This is a genomic window from Pseudomonas sp. NBRC 111131, assembly GCF_001320525.1.
In the GTDB taxonomy this organism is placed as follows: Bacteria; Pseudomonadota; Gammaproteobacteria; order Pseudomonadales; family Pseudomonadaceae; genus Aquipseudomonas; species Aquipseudomonas ceruminis.
This window is the reverse complement of the sequence record NZ_BCBH01000008.1, coordinates 154,932-172,136: the sequence shown is the minus strand read 5'-3', so window position 1 is coordinate 172,136 and position 17,205 is coordinate 154,932. Positions and strand designations below refer to the sequence as shown.

Genomic DNA, 17,205 nt, shown 5'->3' with positions numbered 1-17,205 from the left:
CTCAGGGGTGGGCTGTCACTGCCACATACCCTTTGACCGCAGCAGGCGCGGCAGTTGGCTTGCCCTTATGGGCCAAGTACTGGAAGCGTCGCCATTCCTTGTCGATTTCGCTGTACGACATGAACACGCTGACGCGCGCCTTCCCGGCCAGGTCGGGCCGGTTGCGCGCATCGATCTCAGTCTTGGGGATGAACGCAACATTGATCCCGACCACCTTGCCATCGTCGGCGAATACTGGGCCACCGGACATGCCTTTGACCATCGGGCCGTCGTGCACCGAATAGAACACGCTGCCTGGCGTGCCTTCCAGGCGCACCAGCGACGCCAAGGTCTGGCCTTTGCCCTGCACCGGCATCATCAGGCTGTTGAAGCCCACCGCAGTCACCGACTCGCCCGGTACGTACTGACGCCATAGCGGTACCTGCGTGGCCTTGTGCTTGAAGAACACCACGTCACCGAGCCCTTCATGCACCACGTTGCGCAGGAAGGGGGTGTGTTTGGCGGTCACCGCATAGTCTTCGTTCCACTGGATGGCGGTAGCCATCAACAGCATCGGCAACGGGGCACCGGAAGTGACCACGAAAGCCTGGTCGTAGACAGGATCTGACACGTAGGACGTCGGCACTCCATTGCACCCGCTCAACAGCATCATCGCTGCCACACAGGGCACAGTTGTTTTCATGGTCTGCACATAGGATTAGAAAATGGGAGCGGAACTATGGCTAAGTGATATTACGCAAACAATACTTTCTGCATATATCTGACGAATGACATCTTAGGTAGGGGCGGGGGCCGTGGCCAATAGATTCACGGCATGGTTGCAGGGCTCGGGGCCGGCGGGGTGGCGTCAAATCGAGGGCGGTAGGCGGGGCAAACGTCAGGCACAAAAAAACCGACCATAAGGTCGGTTTTTTCTGGATTTGGTGCCCCGAGGGAGACTCGAACTCCCACTCCTTTCGAAAACGGATTTTGAATCCGCCGCGTCTACCAATTCCGCCATCAGGGCTAGTGGCGCGCAGTATAGAGAGGTGCCGCTGGTCGGTCAATCGGCTTTCATGGTCAATTTTCACACATTGGGCTAAACTTCCCGGCCCTGCCGAACCCGAACAACATCATGCGCGTCGCCGATTTTTCCTTCGAACTCCCCGATTCCCTGATCGCCCGCCACCCTCTGGCCGAGCGCCATGGCAGCCGTCTGCTGGTCCTCGATGGGCCGAGCGGGGCGCTGGCACACAAGCGGTTCATCGATCTGCTCGACTACCTGCGCCCCGGCGACCTGATGGTGTTCAACAACACCCGGGTTATCCCGGCGCGGCTGTTTGGCCAGAAAGCCTCTGGCGGCAAGCTGGAAGTGCTGGTCGAGCGCGTGCTCGACAGCCACCGGGTGCTCGCCCATGTGCGCGCCAGCAAGGCGCCCAAGGAAGGCGCGATGATCCTCATCGACGGCGGTGGCGAGGCTGAGATGGTCGCCCGCCACGAAACGCTGTTCGAACTGCGCTTCACCGAAGAGGTGCTGCCACTGCTTGAACGTGTTGGGCACATGCCGTTGCCGCCCTACATCGACCGCCCCGACGAAGGCGCCGACCGCGAGCGCTACCAAACCGTCTACGCCGAGCGTGCTGGCGCCGTGGCCGCGCCGACTGCTGGCCTGCACTTCGACGAGGCGCTGCTGGATCAGATCGCCGCCAAGGGTGTGGAACGTGCCTTCGTCACTCTGCATGTGGGCGCGGGCACCTTCCAGCCGGTGCGGGTCGACAAGATCGAAGACCACCACATGCATAAAGAGTGGCTTGAAGTGGGCCAGGACGTGGTCGATGCCATCGAGGCCTGTCGTGCCCGGGGTGGCCGTGTGATCGCGGTCGGCACCACCAGCGTGCGTTCGCTGGAGAGCGCGGCGCGTGACGGCGTGCTCAAGGCCTTCAGCGGTGACACCGATATCTTCATCTACCCGGGCCGGCCGTTCCACGTGGTCGACGCCCTGGTCACCAACTTCCACCTGCCGGAGTCCACGCTGCTGATGCTGGTCTCGGCCTTCGCGGGTTACCCCGAGACCATGGCTGCCTACGGGGCGGCGGTCGAGCAGGGTTACCGCTTCTTCAGTTACGGTGATGCCATGTTCATCACCCGCAATCCGGCGCCACGCGGCCCAGAGGATCAAGCATGAGTCGCACCTGTCGAATGTCCTTCGAACTGCTGGCCACCGACGGCAAGGCCCGTCGGGGCCGCCTGACCTTCCCCCGTGGCACGGTCGAGACCCCGGCCTTCATGCCAGTGGGCACCTATGGCACGGTCAAGGGCATGCTGCCGCGTGATATCGAGGCCATCGGTGCCGAGATCATCCTTGGCAACACCTTCCACCTGTGGCTGCGCCCGGGCACCGAGGTGATCAAGAAGCACAACGGCCTGCACGACTTCATGCAGTGGAAAGGCCCCATCCTCACCGACTCCGGTGGCTTCCAGGTATTCAGCCTGGGTGCCATGCGCAAGATCAAGGAAGAGGGCGTGACCTTCGCCTCGCCGGTTGACGGGTCCAAGGTGTTCATGGGGCCTGAGGAGTCCATGCAGGTGCAGCGCGACCTGGGTTCGGACATCGTGATGATCTTCGACGAGTGCACGCCTTACCCGGCCGAGCATGACGTGGCGCGCACCTCCATGGAGCTGTCGTTGCGCTGGGCCCAGCGCTCGAAAAACGCCCATGGCGACAACACCGCGGCATTGTTCGGCATCGTCCAGGGTGGCATGTACCAAGACCTGCGCATGCGTTCGCTGGAAGCCTTGGTCAACATCGACTTCGACGGCCTGGCCATCGGCGGCCTGTCGGTGGGTGAGCCCAAGCACGAAATGATCAAGGTGCTGGATTACCTACCGGCACAAATGCCTGCTGACAAACCTCGTTACCTTATGGGGGTAGGCAAACCGGAAGATCTCGTTGAGGGTGTGCGCCGCGGCGTCGACATGTTCGACTGCGTGATGCCGACGCGTAACGCGCGCAACGGCCATCTGTTCGTCGATACAGGGGTGATCAAGATCCGCAATGCGTTCCATCGCCACGATGATTCGCCGCTGGATCCGACCTGTGACTGCTACACCTGCACCAACTTCTCGCGCGCCTATCTGCATCACCTGGACAAGTGCGGCGAAATGCTGAGCAGCATGCTGAATACCATCCACAACTTGCGCCATTACCAGCGCTTGATGGCCGGTTTACGCGAGGCTATTCATCAGGGTAAATTGGCCGCCTTTGTCGACGCCTTCTATGCCAAGCGCGGGCTGCCTGTGCCGCCTTTGGACTGACTGTTCGCACCTACTAATTAAAACTTATAGCAACTGGAGTGCCCAATGAGCTTCTTGATCCCCGCCGCCTACGCGGACGCTGCTGCACCCGCCGCTGGCCCAGCCGGCACCGGCTTCGAGTGGATTTTCCTGGTCGGTTTCCTGGTCATCTTCTACCTGATGATCTGGCGTCCGCAGGCCAAGCGTGCCAAAGAGCAGAAGAACCTGCTGAGCAACTTGCAAAAAGGTGACGAAGTTGTCACCAACGGCGGCATCGCCGGCAAGATCGTCAAGGTTTCCGATGATTTCGTGGTGCTGGAAGTGTCCGACACCGTCGAACTGAAGTTCCAGAAGGGCGCCATTGCCGCGACCCTGCCTAAAGGTACGCTCAAGGCTATCTGAGTTACCGGTTTTTCTTTCCAGTCGGGGCGCGCAACGCGCCCCGCGTCTTGAACGGGCGGCGTGATGCTGAACAAATACCCTCTGTGGAAATACGCACTGATCGTGTTGGTACTGGCGATCGGTTTTATTTATTCCGCTCCCAACCTTTACCCGGATGACCCGGCGGTGCAGATCAGCGGTGCCAGCTCGGCGCTGCAGGTAAACCAGGCCGACCTCGACCGCGTCAGCAAGGCGCTGGCCGATGCCGGGATCACCGTCAAGGGCGCAAGCCTGGGCGAGAAGGGCAGCGGGCTGGTACGCCTGACCAACCAGGAAGACCAACTTCCGGCCAAGGATGTGGTGCGCAAGGCACTGGGCGATGATTACGTCGTGGCCCTGAACCTGGCCCAGACCACCCCGCAATGGTTGCGTAACGTGGGCGCAAGCCCGATGAAGCTGGGCCTGGACCTGTCCGGTGGTGTGCACTTCCTGCTGGAAGTGGACATGGACAAGGCCATGAGCGCCCGCATGAAAGTCTACGAAGGCGAGGTCAAGACCTTGCTGCGCAAAGAGCGCGTCCGCTACCGCAGCCTGCCTCAGCAGGATGGCGGCATCATGCTGGGCTTCGCTGACGATGCCACCCGCGAACAGGCACGTGCCCTGATCCGCAAGAATTTCAATGATTTCGACCTGACCACCACCGAGCGCAACGAGCTCGCCGTGCTGCGTCTGGCGCTGACCCAGGCGAAAGTCGCCGAGATCCGCGAATACTCGATCAAACAGAACCTCACCACCGTGCGCAACCGTGTCAACGAGCTGGGCGTGGCTGAGCCGCTGGTACAGCGCCAAGGCGCCAACCGCATCGTGGTCGAGCTGCCGGGCGTGCAGGACACTGCCGAAGCCAAGCGCATCCTCGGCAAGACTGCCAACCTTGAGTTCCGCTTCGGTGCCGAGCCGGGTGCGTCCAAGGCCACTACCGAAGTCTTCGAGTTCCGCGAAGGCGGCCGTTCCGCTGCCGTCGAGCGCGGCCTGATCATCACCGGTGACCAGGTCACCGACGCCCAGGCCAGCTTCGACGAGCACGGTCGCCCGCAGGTGAACATTCGCCTGGATGGCCACGGTGGCGAGTTGATGAGCCGCGCGACCCGCAGCAACGTCGGTCGCAGCATGGCGGTGATCTTCATCGAGCAGAAGCCGATCACCCGCTACGTCAAGCAGACTGTCGACGGCGTCGAGAAGGAAGTGCCGGTTCAGAGCTTCCAGGAAGAGAAGAAGATCATCAGCCTGGCGACCATCCAGTCGCCGCTGGGTAGCCAGTTCCGCATCACCGGCCTCAACGGCCAGGGCGAATCCTCTGAGCTGGCCCTGTTGCTGCGTGCCGGTGGTCTGGCCGCGCCGATGTACTTCGCCGAAGAACGTACCATTGGCCCAAGCCTGGGTGCCGACAACATCACCAAGGGTGTGGATGCATCGCTGTGGGGCATGCTGTTCGTCTCGCTGTTCATCATCGCCATCTACCGCGGCTTTGGCGTGATCGCCACCGTTGCCCTGGCGGGCAACATGGTGCTGCTGCTGGCATTGATGTCGCTGCTGGGCGCAACCCTGACGCTGCCGGGTATTGCCGGTATCGTGTTGACCATGGGTATGGCGGTCGATGCCAACGTGCTGATCTTCTCGCGAATTCGCGAAGAGCTCAAAGCCGGCATGTCGGTGCAACGTGCCATCCATGAAGGTTTCAACCGCGCCTACACCGCGATCATCGACGCCAACCTGACCAGCCTGCTGGTCGGCGGTATCCTGTTCGCCATGGGTACCGGTCCGGTCAAGGGCTTTGCGGTCACCATGTCCCTCGGGATTTTCACCTCGATGTTCACCGCCGTCATGGTGACCCGTGCAATGGTCAACCTGACCTGTGGCGGGCGTGACATCAAGAAGCTGTGGGTTTGAGGGAGCTGCGATGAAAACCATCAATTTCATGGGCGTGCGCAATGTCGCGTTCGCCGTTACCGTGCTCCTCACCGTACTGGCGCTGTTCAGCTGGTGGCACAAGGGCCTGAACTTCGGCCTGGACTTCACCGGCGGTACGCTGATCGAGCTGACCTACGAACGCCCGGCCGACCTCAAGACGGTGCGTGCCGAGCTGGTCGACTCCGGTTTCCACGAAGCCGTGGTGCAGAGCTTTGGCGCGACCACCGACCTGCTCGTGCGCATGCCTGGGGACGACCCGCAACTGGGTAACAAAGTGGCTGCCGCCTTGCAGAAGGCCGGTGGTGACAACCCGGCAACCATCAAGCGGGTCGAGTTCGTTGGTCCCCAGGTGGGTGAAGAGCTGCGTGACCAGGGCGGGCTAGGTATGCTCCTGGCGCTGGGTGGCATCCTTATCTACCTGGCCTTCCGCTTCCAGTGGAAGTTCGCCGTGGGTGCGATCATCTCGCTGATTCACGACGTGGTGGTGACGCTGGGTATCCTGTCGTTCTTCCAGATCACCTTCGACCTCACGGTGCTGGCAGCGGTGCTGGCGATCATCGGTTACTCGCTGAACGACACCATCGTCGTGTTCGACCGGGTGCGTGAGAACTTCCGCGTCATGCGCAAGGCCTCGCTGATCGAGAACATCAACGTCTCGACCACCCAGACCCTGCTGCGCACCATCGCCACCTCGGTTTCGACCCTGTTGGCGATCGCTGCACTGCTGTTCTTCGGTGGTGACAACCTGTTCGGCTTCTCCCTGGCACTGTTCATTGGTGTCATGGCCGGTACCTACTCGTCGATCTACATCGCCAACGTGGTGCTGATCTGGCTCAACCTGAACAGCGAAGACCTGATTCCACCTGCCAAGACTGAAGGTGTGGATGATCGTCCGTAAGGGTTAGCCCTTGCCGTTCGGCGGCCCGAAAGGCGCGAGTGTTGAACTCGCGCCTTTTTTTTTGCTCCAAGGCTGGGAGAAGGTGGGGTAGCCCCCCACAGGTACGGTCAGGAGGTTCAAGTGAACAAATCAATGCTGGTGGGTGCGGTACTGGGTGCTGTCGGTGTAACCGCCGGAGGTGCTGTGGCGACCTACAGCTTGATGAACAAGGGCCCTGAATACGCCCAGGTCACCGACGTGCAGCCAATCAAGCAGCAGGTGAAAACCCCGCGTGAGGTCTGCAAGGACGTTGCCGTGACGCGTCAGGCGCCAGTGAAGGACCAGCACCAGATCGCAGGCACCGTGGTGGGCGCCCTGGCAGGCGGTTTGCTGGGCAACCAGATCGGTGGTGGTACCGGCAAGAAGATCGCGACCGTGGCCGGTGCGGTGGGTGGTGGCTATGCCGGTAACAAGGTGCAGGAAGGCATGCAGCAGCGTGATACCTACACCACCACGCAAACCCGTTGCAACACGGTCAATGACATCAGCGAGAAGGTCGTTGGTTACAACGTGACCTATTCCATTGGCGATCAGGTGGGCAAGGTGAAGATGGATCGCGAGCCGGGTTCGACCATTCCGCTGGACAAGAATGGTAAGCTGATCCTCAGCGAAGCGGGCCAGTGAGCTGATGTCGCCAGTGCTGGCCGCATCGCTGGCACAGGCGGCATGAAAAGTAGGCACAAAAAAAGCACCTGCGAGGGTGCTTTTTTTGTGGCAATCGGCGCTTAGCGCTTCATGTGCTCTGGCAGGTGCGGCTGAATAGCAGTCAGCACGGCCTTGAAGCACTTGATGTTGCCCGCAACGATGTGGCCTTTGTCGAGGAAGTCGTGGCCACCGTTGAAGTCGCTGACCAGGCCGCCTGCTTCCTGAATCAGCAGCACACCCGCAGCCATGTCCCACTCGGACAGGCCCGACTCCCAGAAGGCATCGAAACGGCCGGCTGCCACATAGGCCAGGTCCAGGCTGGCCGAGCCGGCGCGGCGGATGCCAGCGGTCTGGCCGGTCAGGGCGCGGAACATGCCCAGGTAGTTGTCCATGTCGGCCATCTGGCTGTCACGGAACGGGAAGCCGGTACCCAGCAGGGCGCCGTCCAGGCTGGTGCGCGAGCTGACGCGCAGGCGGCGGCCATTGAGCTGGGCGCCACGGCCACGGCTGGCGGTGAATTCTTCCTGGCGCACCGGGTCGACGATGACGGCGTGCTCGAGGCGGCCACGGTATTTGCAGGCAATGCTGACCGCGAAGTGCGGGATGCCACGCAGGAAGTTGGTGGTGCCGTCCAGCGGATCGATGATCCACAGGTAGTCCTTGCCTTCTTCACCGGTACCCGCGTGCAGACCGGTTTCCTCGCCCTGGATGGAGTGATTCGGATAGGCCTTGCGCAGGGCGTTGACGATGCTCTGCTCGGCGGCGCGATCAACCTCGGACACGTAATCCTTAGCCTCTTTCTCGTCCACCTTGATGCTATCCAGGCGTTCGATGGAGCGGAAAATCAGTTCACTGGCGCTGCGAGCGGCGCGCAGGGCGATATTCAGCATAGGCTGCATGGGCGGGTCACCTGGAGATGTTAAAGAAGAAAGCCGATCATTCTAGCAGAAAATCTTGGCGGCTGAAGTGTCACATTTGCTTTCATGGCGTTACGCTGGTCGGTTCTGTAAGATCGTAACCCCCGAAACCTGCATCTGTGAGCACAGCACCTTGCTGCAAAATATTCGTGTTGTTCTGGTCAATACCAGCCACCCCGGCAACATCGGCGGCGCTGCGCGTGCCATGAAAAACATGGGCTTGTCGCGTCTGGTACTGGTGCAGCCAAAAGAGTTTCCCGCCGCTGACGCCAGTGCCCGTGCCTCCGGTGCCGACGATGTACTGGCCAATGCCCAGGTGGTCGACACCCTCGAGCAGGCGTTGGTCGGCTGCAGCCTGGTCATGGGCACCAGTGCCCGTGAGCGCAGCATCCCGTGGCCGTTGATCGACCCCCGTGAATGTGGGGCCAAGGCCGTGGAGCACGCCAGTGGCGGTGAAGACGTCGCCCTGGTGTTCGGGCGCGAGCACGCCGGCCTGACCAACGAAGAACTGCAGCGATGTCACTTCCACGTGCACATTCCCTCGAACCCCGACTTCAGTTCGCTGAACCTGGCCGCCGCGGTCCAGGTGCTTTCCTACGAGGCACGCATGGCCTGGTTGGCGGCACACGGTTCGGCGCCCAGAGCCGAGAAGGTCGACGCCAGCGAGCTGGCGACCATGGACGAAATGGAGCTGTTCTACGAACACCTGGAAAGAACCCTGGTGGACATCGGCTTCCTTGACCCAGAGAAACCCAAACACCTGATGGCGCGCCTGCGCCGGTTGTATGGGCGAAGCTCGGTCGAGCGTCCGGAAATGAGCATTTTGCGCGGTATCCTCACCGAGACCCAGAAGGTCGCACGGGGCGAACCGCATAAAAGGAAGGGCTGACAGATGTTCGAACGTCTGCGTGAAGATATCCAGAGCGTTTTCCACCGTGACCCGGCAGCGCGCAATGCCTTCGAGGTGCTCACCTGCTACCCGGGCATGCACGCCATTTGGCTGCACCGCCTGGGCAATGCCCTGTGGAGGCGCGACCTCAAATGGCTGGCCCGCTTGGTGTCGAACTTCGGTCGATGGTTGACCGGTATCGAGATCCATCCCGGCGCGACCATTGGCCGGCGCTTCTTCATTGACCACGGCATGGGTATCGTCATCGGCGAAACAGCCGAGATCGGTGACGATGTCACCCTGTATCAGGGCGTGACCCTGGGCGGCACCAGCTGGAACAAGGGCAAGCGCCACCCGACTCTGGAAAACGGTGTGGTGGTGGGGGCGGGGGCCAAGGTGCTCGGCCCATTTACCGTTGGAGCCGGGGCCAAGATCGGCTCCAATGCAGTGGTCACCAAGGCGGTGCCTGCGGGCGCCACTGCGGTTGGCATCCCCGGGCGGATCATCGTCAAGAGCGAAGACAGCGAAGTCGAGGCCAAGCGCAAGGCCATGGCCGAGAAGATAGGCTTTGACGCCTATGGCGTCAGCGGCGACATGCCGGACCCGGTGGCGCGTGCCATTGGCCAGATGCTCGACCACCTGCAGGCGGTCGACGAGCGTCTGGAGGGGATGTGCGGGGCGCTGACCAAGATGGGTAGCGACTACTGTGCCACGGAGCTGCCTGCCCTGCCGGAAGACGATTTCATCGAGGCCGTGCAGGCTGCGCAGCGCGACACTCAGTCGCATTGATCACGGCACGCTGCAGGCATACTGACATATGGGGCGTGTGCTCACGCCCCATTACTGCTACAATCGCGCCCGCCTCCCCGATGCAAACCCGACTAAAGCAGTAGGTCTAATAGTTGACTTAAATGCTCGGGAATAGCATACTCGCTCACATCCTGTAACTCCTGTGGTACCCATTAGCCATGCGACTGACTACCAAAGGCCGATACGCGGTGACAGCCATGCTTGACCTGGCGTTGCACGCGCAGCATGGGCCGGTGTCTTTGGCCGACATTTCCGAGCGCCAGGGCATTTCCCTCTCTTATCTGGAACAGCTGTTCGCCAAGCTGCGCCGCAGCAGCCTGGTCTCCAGCGTGCGCGGTCCGGGTGGCGGTTACCAGCTGTCGCGTGGCATGGAAACCATCCAGGTGGCCCAGGTCATCGACGCGGTCAATGAATCGGTCGATGCCACCCGTTGCCAAGGGCTGGGGGATTGTCATGCCGGTGATACCTGCCTGACCCACCACCTGTGGTGCGACCTCAGCCAGCAAATTCACGAATTCCTCAGCGGCATCAGCCTGGCCGACCTCGTCATGCGCCGTGAGGTGCAGGAAGTCGCCCAGCGCCAGGACCTGCGTCGTGTCGCAGGCCGTTCCGCCCAGCTGGACAAGATTGAGACGTCCGCCGTCGACTGATTTTCGCTAAACAGTGACGACGAGCGACGCCACCGCCTGATAGGAGATATTCAATGAAGTTGCCGATCTACCTCGATTACTCCGCGACCACGCCGGTCGATCCCCGTGTCGCCCAGAAAATGGCCGACTGCCTGCTGGTAGACGGGAACTTCGGTAACCCGGCCTCGCGTTCCCACGTATTCGGCTGGAAAGCTGAAGAAGCGGTCGAGAACGGCCGCCGCCAGGTTGCCGAGCTGATCAACGCCGACCCGCGCGAGATCGTCTGGACCAGCGGTGCCACCGAGTCCGACAACCTCGCCCTCAAAGGTGTGGCGCACTTCTATCAGACCAAGGGCAAGCACATCATCACCTCCAAGATCGAGCACAAGGCGGTCCTCGACACCGCTCGCCAGCTGGAGCGTGAAGGTTTTGAAGTCACCTACCTGGAACCGGGCGAAGACGGCATCGTCACGCCGGCCATGGTCGAGGCGGCGCTGCGCGATGACACCATCCTGGTCTCGCTGATGCACGTGAACAACGAAGTCGGTTCGATCAACGACATCGCAGCCATCGGCGAGCTGACCCGCTCCCGTGGCGTCCTGTTCCACGTCGATGCTGCCCAGTCGGCCGGCAAGGTCGAAATCGACCTGCAAAAGCTCAAGGTCGACCTGATGTCGTTCTCGGCGCACAAGGTCTATGGTCCCAAAGGCATCGGCGCGCTGTACGTCAGCCGCAAGCCGCGTGTACGCCTGGAAGCCATCATCCACGGCGGTGGCCATGAGCGCGGCATGCGTTCGGGCACCCTGCCGACCCACCAGATCGTCGGCATGGGCGAAGCCTTCGCCATCGCCAAGCAGGAAATGGCCGCTGAGAACCAGCGCATCAAGGCCCTGAGCGACCGCTTCTTCAAGCAGGTCTCGGACCTCGAAGAGCTGTACGTCAACGGCAGCCGTACTGCCCGCGTGCCGCACAACCTGAACCTGAGCTTCAACTACGTCGAAGGCGAGTCGCTGCTGATGTCGCTCAAAGACATCGCCGTATCGTCCGGTTCGGCCTGTACCTCCGCTTCGCTCGAGCCGTCGTACGTACTGCGCGCGCTGGGCCGCAACGACGAGCTGGCGCACAGCTCGATCCGCTTCTCCTTCGGCCGCTTCACCACCGAAGAAGAAGTTGACTACGCCGCGCAGAAAGTCTGCGAGGCAGTGAACAAACTGCGTGAGCTGTCGCCGCTGTGGGACATGTACAAAGACGGCGTTGACATCTCCAAGATCGAGTGGGCCGCCCACTAAGCAGTCGCCAGCAAGAGCGGCTCCCTGATGAGGAAGGAATAGCACCATGGCATACAGTGAAAAGGTCATCGACCACTACGAAAACCCACGCAACGTCGGCAAGATGAATGCCGAAGACCCGGATGTCGGTACCGGCATGGTCGGCGCTCCAGCGTGCGGTGACGTGATGCGTCTGCAGATCAAAGTCAACGAACAAGGCGTCATCGAAGACGCCAAGTTCAAGACTTACGGCTGCGGTTCGGCTATCGCGTCCAGCTCCCTGGCCACCGAGTGGATGAAGGGTAAGACCCTGGACGAAGCCGAAACCATCAAGAACACCCAGCTGGCGGAAGAACTGGCGTTGCCGCCGGTCAAGATCCACTGCTCGGTTCTCGCCGAGGATGCCATCAAGGCAGCCGTTCGCGATTACAAGCAGAAAAAAGGCTTGATCTAAGTCGCCTGTGTTGAGGTAAGGAGTTCCGATGGCTATCAGCATGACAGAAGCCGCCGCCAACCACGTGCGGCGTTCCCTCGAAGGGCGCGGCAAGGGCGAGGGCATCCGCCTGGGCGTGCGCACCACCGGTTGCTCGGGCCTGGCCTACGTGCTGGAGTTCGTCGATGAACTGGCGGACGAAGACACCGTGTTCGAGAACCATGGCGTGAAGGTGATCATCGATCCCAAGAGCCTCGTCTACCTCGACGGTACCGAGCTGGACTTCGTCAAGGAAGGGTTGAACGAAGGCTTCAAGTTCAACAACCCCAACGTGCGCGGTGAGTGTGGCTGCGGCGAAAGCTTCAACGTCTGAGGCTGGCTGTGGGTACTCCTTGTCATTTCGCGCTGTTTGATCTCCAGCCCAGCTTCCGTCTGGACCTCGACAAGCTGGCCACTCGTTATCGCGAGCTGGCCCGTGAGGTCCATCCGGACCGCTTCGCCGACGCTCCCGAGCGGGAGCAGCGGGTAGCGCTGGAAAAGTCCGCCGCCCTCAACGACGCCTACCAGACCCTGCGCAGTGCGCCGCGCCGTGCCCGCTACCTGCTGGCCATCGGTGGCCACGAAGTGCCTCAGGAAGTCACGGTCCACGACCCGGACTTCCTGTTGCAGCAGATGCAGTGGCGCGAAGAGCTCGAAGAGCTGCAGGACGAAGCCGACCTCGACGGTGTGGCTGTGTTCAAGAAGCGCCTGAAGGGTGCCCAGGACACGCTGAACGAGGATTTCGCCGCCTGCTGGGATGTGCCTGCCGAGCGCGACAAGGCCGAACGCCTGATGCGCCGCATGCAGTTCCTCGACAAGCTCGCCCAAGAAGTGCGCCAACTGGAAGAGCGCCTCGACGATTAACCCGGTGTCGCCCGTGATGGCACCTAAGGTATTCAGATAAGCATGGCCCTACTGCAGATCGCCGAACCCGGTCAAACCCCCCAGCCACACCAGCGCCGCCTGGCGGTGGGGATCGACCTCGGTACCACCAATTCCCTGGTCGCTGCTGTGCGCAGCGGTCGCAGCGAGCCCCTGCCCGATGCGCAGGGCAGCGTCATTCTGCCGTCCGCGGTGCGCTACCTCGAAGGGCGTATCGAGGTCGGGCAGGCGGCGCGCGATGCAGCCTCCAGCGACCCCCTGAACAGCGTGTTGTCCGTCAAGCGCCTCATGGGGCGTGGCCTGGCCGACGTCAAGCAGCTGGGTGAACAATTGCCGTACCGCTTCACCGGTGGCGAATCGCACATGCCGTTCATCGACACTGTCCAGGGGCCGAAAAGCCCGGTGCAAGTGTCTGCCGATATCCTTAAGGTGCTGCGCGAGCGCGCTGAACAGACCTTAGGCGGCGAGCTGGTTGGCGCAGTGATCACCGTTCCGGCCTACTTCGACGATGCCCAGCGTCAGGCTACCAAGGACGCTGCGCGTCTGGCCGGTCTGAACGTGCTACGCCTGCTCAACGAGCCGACTGCGGCAGCCGTGGCCTATGGCCTGGATCAGAATGCCGAAGGCCTGGTGGCCATCTATGACCTGGGTGGTGGTACTTTCGACATCTCGATTCTGCGCCTGACGGCAGGCGTGTTCGAAGTGCTGGCCACCGGTGGCGATACGGCCCTGGGTGGCGATGACTTCGACCATGCCATTGCCGGTTGGATTATCGAACAGGCAGGGCTGTCCGCCGACCTCGACCCGGCCACGCAGCGCCAACTGCTGCAGGCTGCCTGTGCCGCCAAGGAAGCGCTGACCGATGCAGATGTGGTCACGGTCCGCCATGGCGCCTGGCAGGGCGAACTCAGCCGTAGCGCTTTTGAAGCCATGATCGAGCCGCTCATCGCCCGCAGCCTCAAGGCCTGCCGCCGTGCCGTGCGCGACAGCGGTGTGGAGCTTGAAGAGGTCGGTGCGGTGGTCATGGTCGGCGGTTCGACCCGCGTGCCACGTGTACGCGAAGCGGTAGGCTCGCTGTTCGGCCGTACGCCGCTGACCTCGATCGACCCTGACCAGGTGGTGGCCATCGGTGCCGCCATCCAGGCCGATACCCTGGCCGGCAACCGCCGTGAAGGGGGCGAGTTGTTGCTGCTCGATGTGATCCCGCTGTCCCTGGGCCTTGAGACCATGGGCGGCCTGATGGAAAAGGTGATCCCTCGCAACACCACCATTCCGGTGGCCCGTGCCCAGGAATTCACTACCTACAAAGATGGCCAGTCGGCCATGATGATCCACGTCCTGCAAGGTGAGCGCGAGCTGATCAGCGACTGCCGCTCGCTGGCGCGCTTCGAGTTGCGTGGCATCCCGGCCATGGTTGCCGGGGCAGCCAAGATCCGTGTCACCTTCCAGGTCGACGCCGATGGCCTGCTCAGCGTCGCTGCGCGCGAGCTGGGTTCAGGGGTGGAGGCCAGCATCCAGGTCAAGCCGTCCTACGGCCTGACCGATGGCGAGATTGCGCGCATGCTCAAGGATTCCTTCGAGCACGCCGGCACCGATAAACAGGCACGCCAGCTGCGTGAGCACCAAGTAGACGGCGAACGTCTGCTCGAGGCCGTACAGGGCGCCCTGGACGCTGATGGCGAGCGCCTGCTCAGCAGCGAAGAACGCGAAGCCATCGAATTCCAGATGCAGGAACTACGTGATTTGCTGACCGGCACCGATGGCCCCGCCATCGAGCAACAGACCAAGCGTCTGTCGCAGGTGACCGATGCATTTGCCGCCCGTCGCCTTGATTCGACGGTCAAAGCCGCACTGGCCGGGCGCAACCTGAATGAGATCGAGGAGTAACCGATGCCGCTGGTGACATTCCTGCCGCATGAGAAGTTCTGCCCTGAGGGGCTGACCGTGGAGGTCGAGCCCGGGACCAACATCCTGGAACTGGCCCACGACCATCACATCGAGATGGAAAGCGCCTGCGGTGGCGTCAAGGCCTGCACCACCTGCCACTGTATCGTTCGCAAAGGTTTCGACTCGCTCGAAGAAGCCGACGAACTCGAAGAGGACATGCTGGACAAGGCCTGGGGCCTGGAGGCCCAGTCGCGCCTCGGCTGCCAGGTGGTTGTCGGTGATCAGGACCTGACCATCGAGATCCCCAAGTATTCGCTCAATCACGCTGCCGAAGCGCCGCACTGAGGTTAGCCGCATGAGCCTGAAATGGATTGATGTACTTGAGATCGCCATCCAGCTTGCGGAAAGCAAGCCGGACGTCGATCCTCGTTATGTGAATTTCGTCGATCTGCACCGCTGGGTGCTGGCCTTGCCAGAATTCAGCGACGATCCGTCACGCGGCGGTGAGAAAGTGCTCGAGGCCATCCAGGCGGCCTGGATCGAAGAAGCCGACTGAGCGTGTGCTGCAGGTTAGGCAATCCCCTGGAACCCGCGTATAATTCGCGGGTTTAATTTTTCGCAACACTCATATTTCTGGAGTTTTCCATGGCTGTTCAACGTACTTTCTCCATCATCAAGCCTGACGCCGTCGCCAAAAACGTCATCGGCAAGATCACCACTCGCTTCGAAGATGCCGGCCTGCGCATCGTTGCTTCGAAAATCAAGCAACTGTCCAAAGCCGAAGCAGAAGGCTTCTACGCTGAGCACAAAGAGCGCGGTTTCTTCGGTGACCTGGTTGCCTTCATGACTTCCGGCCCGGTTGTCGTTCAGGTGCTGGAAGGCGAAAACGCCATCGCGCTGAACCGTGAGCTGATGGGTGCTACCAACCCTAAAGAAGCTGCTCCAGGCACCATCCGTGCTGACTTCGCCGAGTCCATCGACGCCAACGCCGTCCACGGTTCGGACTCCGAAGCTGCTGCTGCTCGCGAAATCGCTTACTTCTTCGCTGCTACCGAGGTAACCACTCGCTAAGCGAAAGCTTACGGGTGAGGGTGAATCCATGACGACATCTACTGGCAAAATCAACCTGTTGGGCCTGACCCAGCCGGAAATGGAACAATTCTTCGACTCGATCGGGGAGAAACGCTTCCGTGCCGGCCAGGTGATGAAATGGATTCACCATTTTGGCGTCGATGATTTCGCCGCCATGACGAACGTCGGCAAGGCCTTGCGCGAAAAGCTCGAGGCCGTTGCCGAAATTCGCCCGCCGGAAGTGGTCAGTGAAGACATTTCCGCCGACGGCACCCGTAAATGGGTGATCCGCGTTGCCTCCGGCAGCTGCGTCGAGACCGTCTACATTCCCACCGACGACCGCGGTACCCTCTGCGTTTCGTCCCAAGCCGGCTGCGCCCTGGACTGCAGTTTCTGCTCCACCGGCAAGCAGGGCTTCAACAGCAACCTCACCGCCGCCGAAGTGATTGGCCAGGTGTGGCTTGCCAATAAATCCTTCGGGACCGTTCCGGCCAAGATCGACCGCGCCATCACCAACGTGGTCATGATGGGCATGGGCGAGCCTCTGCTGAATTTCGACAATGTCATCGCCGCCATGAAGATCATGATGGACGATCTGGGCTATGGCATTTCCAAGCGTCGCGTCACCCTGTCCACCTCGGGCGTGGTGCCGATGATCGACGAACTGGCCAAGCATATCGACGTGTCGCTGGCCTTGTCGCTGCACGCCCCCAATGACGAGCTGCGCAACCAGTTGGTGCCGATCAACAAGAAGTACCCGCTCAAGGTACTGCTGGAATCGTGCATGGGCTATATGTCCACCCTGGGTGGCAAACGCGTCCTGACTGTGGAATACACCCTGCTCAAGGACGTCAACGACCAGCCCGAGCATGCCGCGCAGATGATCGAGCTGCTGCGCGACGTACCGTGCAAGATCAACCTGATCCCGTTCAACCCCTTCCCGCATTCGGGCTACGAGCGGCCTAGCAACAACGCTATCCGCCGCTTCCAGGACCTGCTGCACCACGGTGGTTTCAACGTCACTACCCGTACCACCCGTGGCGACGACATCGACGCGGCCTGTGGTCAGTTGGTCGGCCAGGTCAATGACCGTACCCGCCGCAGCGAGCGCTACATCGCCGTGCGCCAGCTCTCTGCCGACGCCGAGCTGCAAGACAGCGCTGTGCGCCACTGAGC

Annotated in this window: 20 protein-coding genes and 1 tRNA gene; 18 read left to right on the top strand and 3 right to left on the bottom strand. The window is 61.6% G+C overall.

Features of this window, described 5'->3' with window-relative positions:
* Position 1: 1 nt before the first annotated feature.
* Complete coding sequence (locus APH34_RS10565; protein WP_054901134.1) at positions 2-649, bottom strand: trypsin-like peptidase domain-containing protein; 648 nt, start codon at positions 647-649, stop codon at positions 2-4.
* Positions 650-921: 272 nt separating this feature from the next.
* A tRNA-Leu gene (locus tag APH34_RS10560) sits at positions 922-1,006 on the bottom strand.
* Between the two features lie 108 nt (positions 1,007-1,114).
* Here APH34_RS10560 and queA point away from each other — a divergent pair.
* The 6 genes from queA to APH34_RS10530 all read left to right on the top strand — a co-directional run bounded on the left by queA (position 1,115) and on the right by APH34_RS10530 (position 7,183).
* Entirely contained in the window at positions 1,115-2,164 is a 1,050-nt protein-coding gene (gene queA / locus APH34_RS10555) for a tRNA preQ1(34) S-adenosylmethionine ribosyltransferase-isomerase QueA (RefSeq protein WP_054901105.1), read from the top strand.
* A gap of 14 nt (positions 2,165-2,178) precedes the next feature.
* Positions 2,179-3,294, top strand: a complete 1,116-nt coding sequence (tgt, locus tag APH34_RS10550; RefSeq protein ID WP_176513221.1) for a tRNA guanosine(34) transglycosylase Tgt — start codon at positions 2,179-2,181, stop codon at positions 3,292-3,294.
* Between the two features lie 45 nt (positions 3,295-3,339).
* Positions 3,340-3,675, top strand: coding sequence for a preprotein translocase subunit YajC (yajC, locus tag APH34_RS10545; protein ID WP_008092587.1), 336 nt, complete (start codon positions 3,340-3,342; stop codon positions 3,673-3,675).
* Between the two features lie 63 nt (positions 3,676-3,738).
* Positions 3,739-5,601: a protein translocase subunit SecD gene (gene secD / locus APH34_RS10540; RefSeq protein WP_054901103.1), complete on the top strand. Its 1,863-nt coding sequence runs from the start codon at positions 3,739-3,741 to the stop codon at positions 5,599-5,601.
* Between the two features lie 10 nt (positions 5,602-5,611).
* A complete protein-coding gene (gene secF, locus APH34_RS10535) occupies positions 5,612-6,520 on the top strand; it encodes a protein translocase subunit SecF (protein WP_054901102.1) in 909 nt (302 codons plus the stop codon).
* Positions 6,521-6,640: 120 nt separating this feature from the next.
* Positions 6,641-7,183, top strand: a complete 543-nt coding sequence (locus tag APH34_RS10530) for a glycine zipper 2TM domain-containing protein (RefSeq protein ID WP_054901101.1) — start codon at positions 6,641-6,643, stop codon at positions 7,181-7,183.
* 101 nt (positions 7,184-7,284) lie between these two features.
* On the opposite strand, the gene suhB is transcribed toward APH34_RS10530, so the two are convergent.
* Positions 7,285-8,103, bottom strand: coding sequence for an inositol-phosphate phosphatase (gene suhB / locus APH34_RS10525; RefSeq protein ID WP_054901100.1), 819 nt, complete (start codon positions 8,101-8,103; stop codon positions 7,285-7,287).
* 151 nt (positions 8,104-8,254) lie between these two features.
* Here suhB and trmJ point away from each other — a divergent pair, with 151 nt between their 5' ends.
* The 12 genes from trmJ (at position 8,255) to rlmN (ending at position 17,203) form a co-directional block, all read left to right on the top strand.
* Positions 8,255-9,010, top strand: coding sequence for a tRNA (cytosine(32)/uridine(32)-2'-O)-methyltransferase TrmJ (gene trmJ / locus APH34_RS10520; RefSeq protein WP_054901133.1), 756 nt, complete (start codon positions 8,255-8,257; stop codon positions 9,008-9,010).
* Positions 9,011-9,013: 3 nt separating this feature from the next.
* Positions 9,014-9,799, top strand: coding sequence for a serine O-acetyltransferase (gene cysE / locus APH34_RS10515; protein WP_054901099.1), 786 nt, complete (start codon positions 9,014-9,016; stop codon positions 9,797-9,799).
* A 179-nt stretch (positions 9,800-9,978) separates the two neighbouring features.
* Positions 9,979-10,470 (top strand): Fe-S cluster assembly transcriptional regulator IscR, encoded by a 492-nt coding sequence (iscR, locus tag APH34_RS10510; protein WP_042111731.1) that lies wholly within the window; start codon positions 9,979-9,981, stop codon positions 10,468-10,470.
* A gap of 53 nt (positions 10,471-10,523) precedes the next feature.
* Positions 10,524-11,738, top strand: a complete 1,215-nt coding sequence (locus tag APH34_RS10505; protein WP_054901098.1) for an IscS subfamily cysteine desulfurase — start codon at positions 10,524-10,526, stop codon at positions 11,736-11,738.
* 46 nt (positions 11,739-11,784) lie between these two features.
* Positions 11,785-12,171, top strand: a complete 387-nt coding sequence (iscU, locus tag APH34_RS10500; RefSeq protein WP_003248539.1) for a Fe-S cluster assembly scaffold IscU — start codon at positions 11,785-11,787, stop codon at positions 12,169-12,171.
* A 28-nt stretch (positions 12,172-12,199) separates the two neighbouring features.
* On the top strand, positions 12,200-12,523 hold the full coding sequence (gene iscA / locus APH34_RS10495) for an iron-sulfur cluster assembly protein IscA (protein ID WP_008092567.1): 324 nt from the start codon (positions 12,200-12,202) through the stop codon (positions 12,521-12,523).
* An 8-nt stretch (positions 12,524-12,531) separates the two neighbouring features.
* A complete protein-coding gene (hscB, locus tag APH34_RS10490; RefSeq protein WP_054901097.1) occupies positions 12,532-13,053 on the top strand; it encodes a co-chaperone HscB in 522 nt (173 codons plus the stop codon).
* Positions 13,054-13,095: 42 nt separating this feature from the next.
* Positions 13,096-14,958: a Fe-S protein assembly chaperone HscA gene (gene hscA, locus APH34_RS10485; protein ID WP_054901096.1), complete on the top strand. Its 1,863-nt coding sequence runs from the start codon at positions 13,096-13,098 to the stop codon at positions 14,956-14,958.
* A gap of 3 nt (positions 14,959-14,961) precedes the next feature.
* A complete protein-coding gene (gene fdx / locus APH34_RS10480) occupies positions 14,962-15,303 on the top strand; it encodes an ISC system 2Fe-2S type ferredoxin (protein ID WP_054901095.1) in 342 nt (113 codons plus the stop codon).
* 10 nt (positions 15,304-15,313) lie between these two features.
* Complete coding sequence (gene iscX, locus APH34_RS10475; RefSeq protein ID WP_023382209.1) at positions 15,314-15,514, top strand: Fe-S cluster assembly protein IscX; 201 nt, start codon at positions 15,314-15,316, stop codon at positions 15,512-15,514.
* 89 nt (positions 15,515-15,603) lie between these two features.
* Positions 15,604-16,029 (top strand): nucleoside-diphosphate kinase, encoded by a 426-nt coding sequence (ndk, locus tag APH34_RS10470; protein ID WP_028942767.1) that lies wholly within the window; start codon positions 15,604-15,606, stop codon positions 16,027-16,029.
* Positions 16,030-16,057: 28 nt separating this feature from the next.
* Positions 16,058-17,203 (top strand): 23S rRNA (adenine(2503)-C(2))-methyltransferase RlmN, encoded by a 1,146-nt coding sequence (gene rlmN, locus APH34_RS10465; RefSeq protein WP_054901094.1) that lies wholly within the window; start codon positions 16,058-16,060, stop codon positions 17,201-17,203.
* Positions 17,204-17,205: the final 2 nt, after the last annotated feature.

Bases quoted from the DNA above. Each gene is read 5' to 3' on its own strand.
- iscR (WP_042111731.1), top strand. From the start codon at position 9,979: ATGCGACTGACTACCAAAGGCCGATACGCGGTGACAGCCATGCTTGAC.
- APH34_RS10565 (WP_054901134.1), bottom strand. From the start codon at position 649: ATGCTGTTGAGCGGGTGCAATGGAGTGCCGACGTCCTACGTGTCAGAT.
- iscA (WP_008092567.1), top strand. From the start codon at position 12,200: ATGGCTATCAGCATGACAGAAGCCGCCGCCAACCACGTGCGGCGTTCC.
- yajC (WP_008092587.1), top strand. From the start codon at position 3,340: ATGAGCTTCTTGATCCCCGCCGCCTACGCGGACGCTGCTGCACCCGCC.
- ndk (WP_028942767.1), top strand. From the start codon at position 15,604: ATGGCTGTTCAACGTACTTTCTCCATCATCAAGCCTGACGCCGTCGCC.
- hscA (WP_054901096.1), top strand. From the start codon at position 13,096: ATGGCCCTACTGCAGATCGCCGAACCCGGTCAAACCCCCCAGCCACAC.
- iscX (WP_023382209.1), top strand. From the start codon at position 15,314: ATGAGCCTGAAATGGATTGATGTACTTGAGATCGCCATCCAGCTTGCG.
- fdx (WP_054901095.1), top strand. From the start codon at position 14,962: ATGCCGCTGGTGACATTCCTGCCGCATGAGAAGTTCTGCCCTGAGGGG.
- iscU (WP_003248539.1), top strand. From the start codon at position 11,785: ATGGCATACAGTGAAAAGGTCATCGACCACTACGAAAACCCACGCAAC.
- rlmN (WP_054901094.1), top strand. From the start codon at position 16,058: ATGACGACATCTACTGGCAAAATCAACCTGTTGGGCCTGACCCAGCCG.
- cysE (WP_054901099.1), top strand. From the start codon at position 9,014: ATGTTCGAACGTCTGCGTGAAGATATCCAGAGCGTTTTCCACCGTGAC.
- tgt (WP_176513221.1), top strand. From the start codon at position 2,179: ATGTCCTTCGAACTGCTGGCCACCGACGGCAAGGCCCGTCGGGGCCGC.
- secF (WP_054901102.1), top strand. From the start codon at position 5,612: ATGAAAACCATCAATTTCATGGGCGTGCGCAATGTCGCGTTCGCCGTT.
- suhB (WP_054901100.1), bottom strand. From the start codon at position 8,103: ATGCAGCCTATGCTGAATATCGCCCTGCGCGCCGCTCGCAGCGCCAGT.
- queA (WP_054901105.1), top strand. From the start codon at position 1,115: ATGCGCGTCGCCGATTTTTCCTTCGAACTCCCCGATTCCCTGATCGCC.
- secD (WP_054901103.1), top strand. From the start codon at position 3,739: ATGCTGAACAAATACCCTCTGTGGAAATACGCACTGATCGTGTTGGTA.
- APH34_RS10505 (WP_054901098.1), top strand. From the start codon at position 10,524: ATGAAGTTGCCGATCTACCTCGATTACTCCGCGACCACGCCGGTCGAT.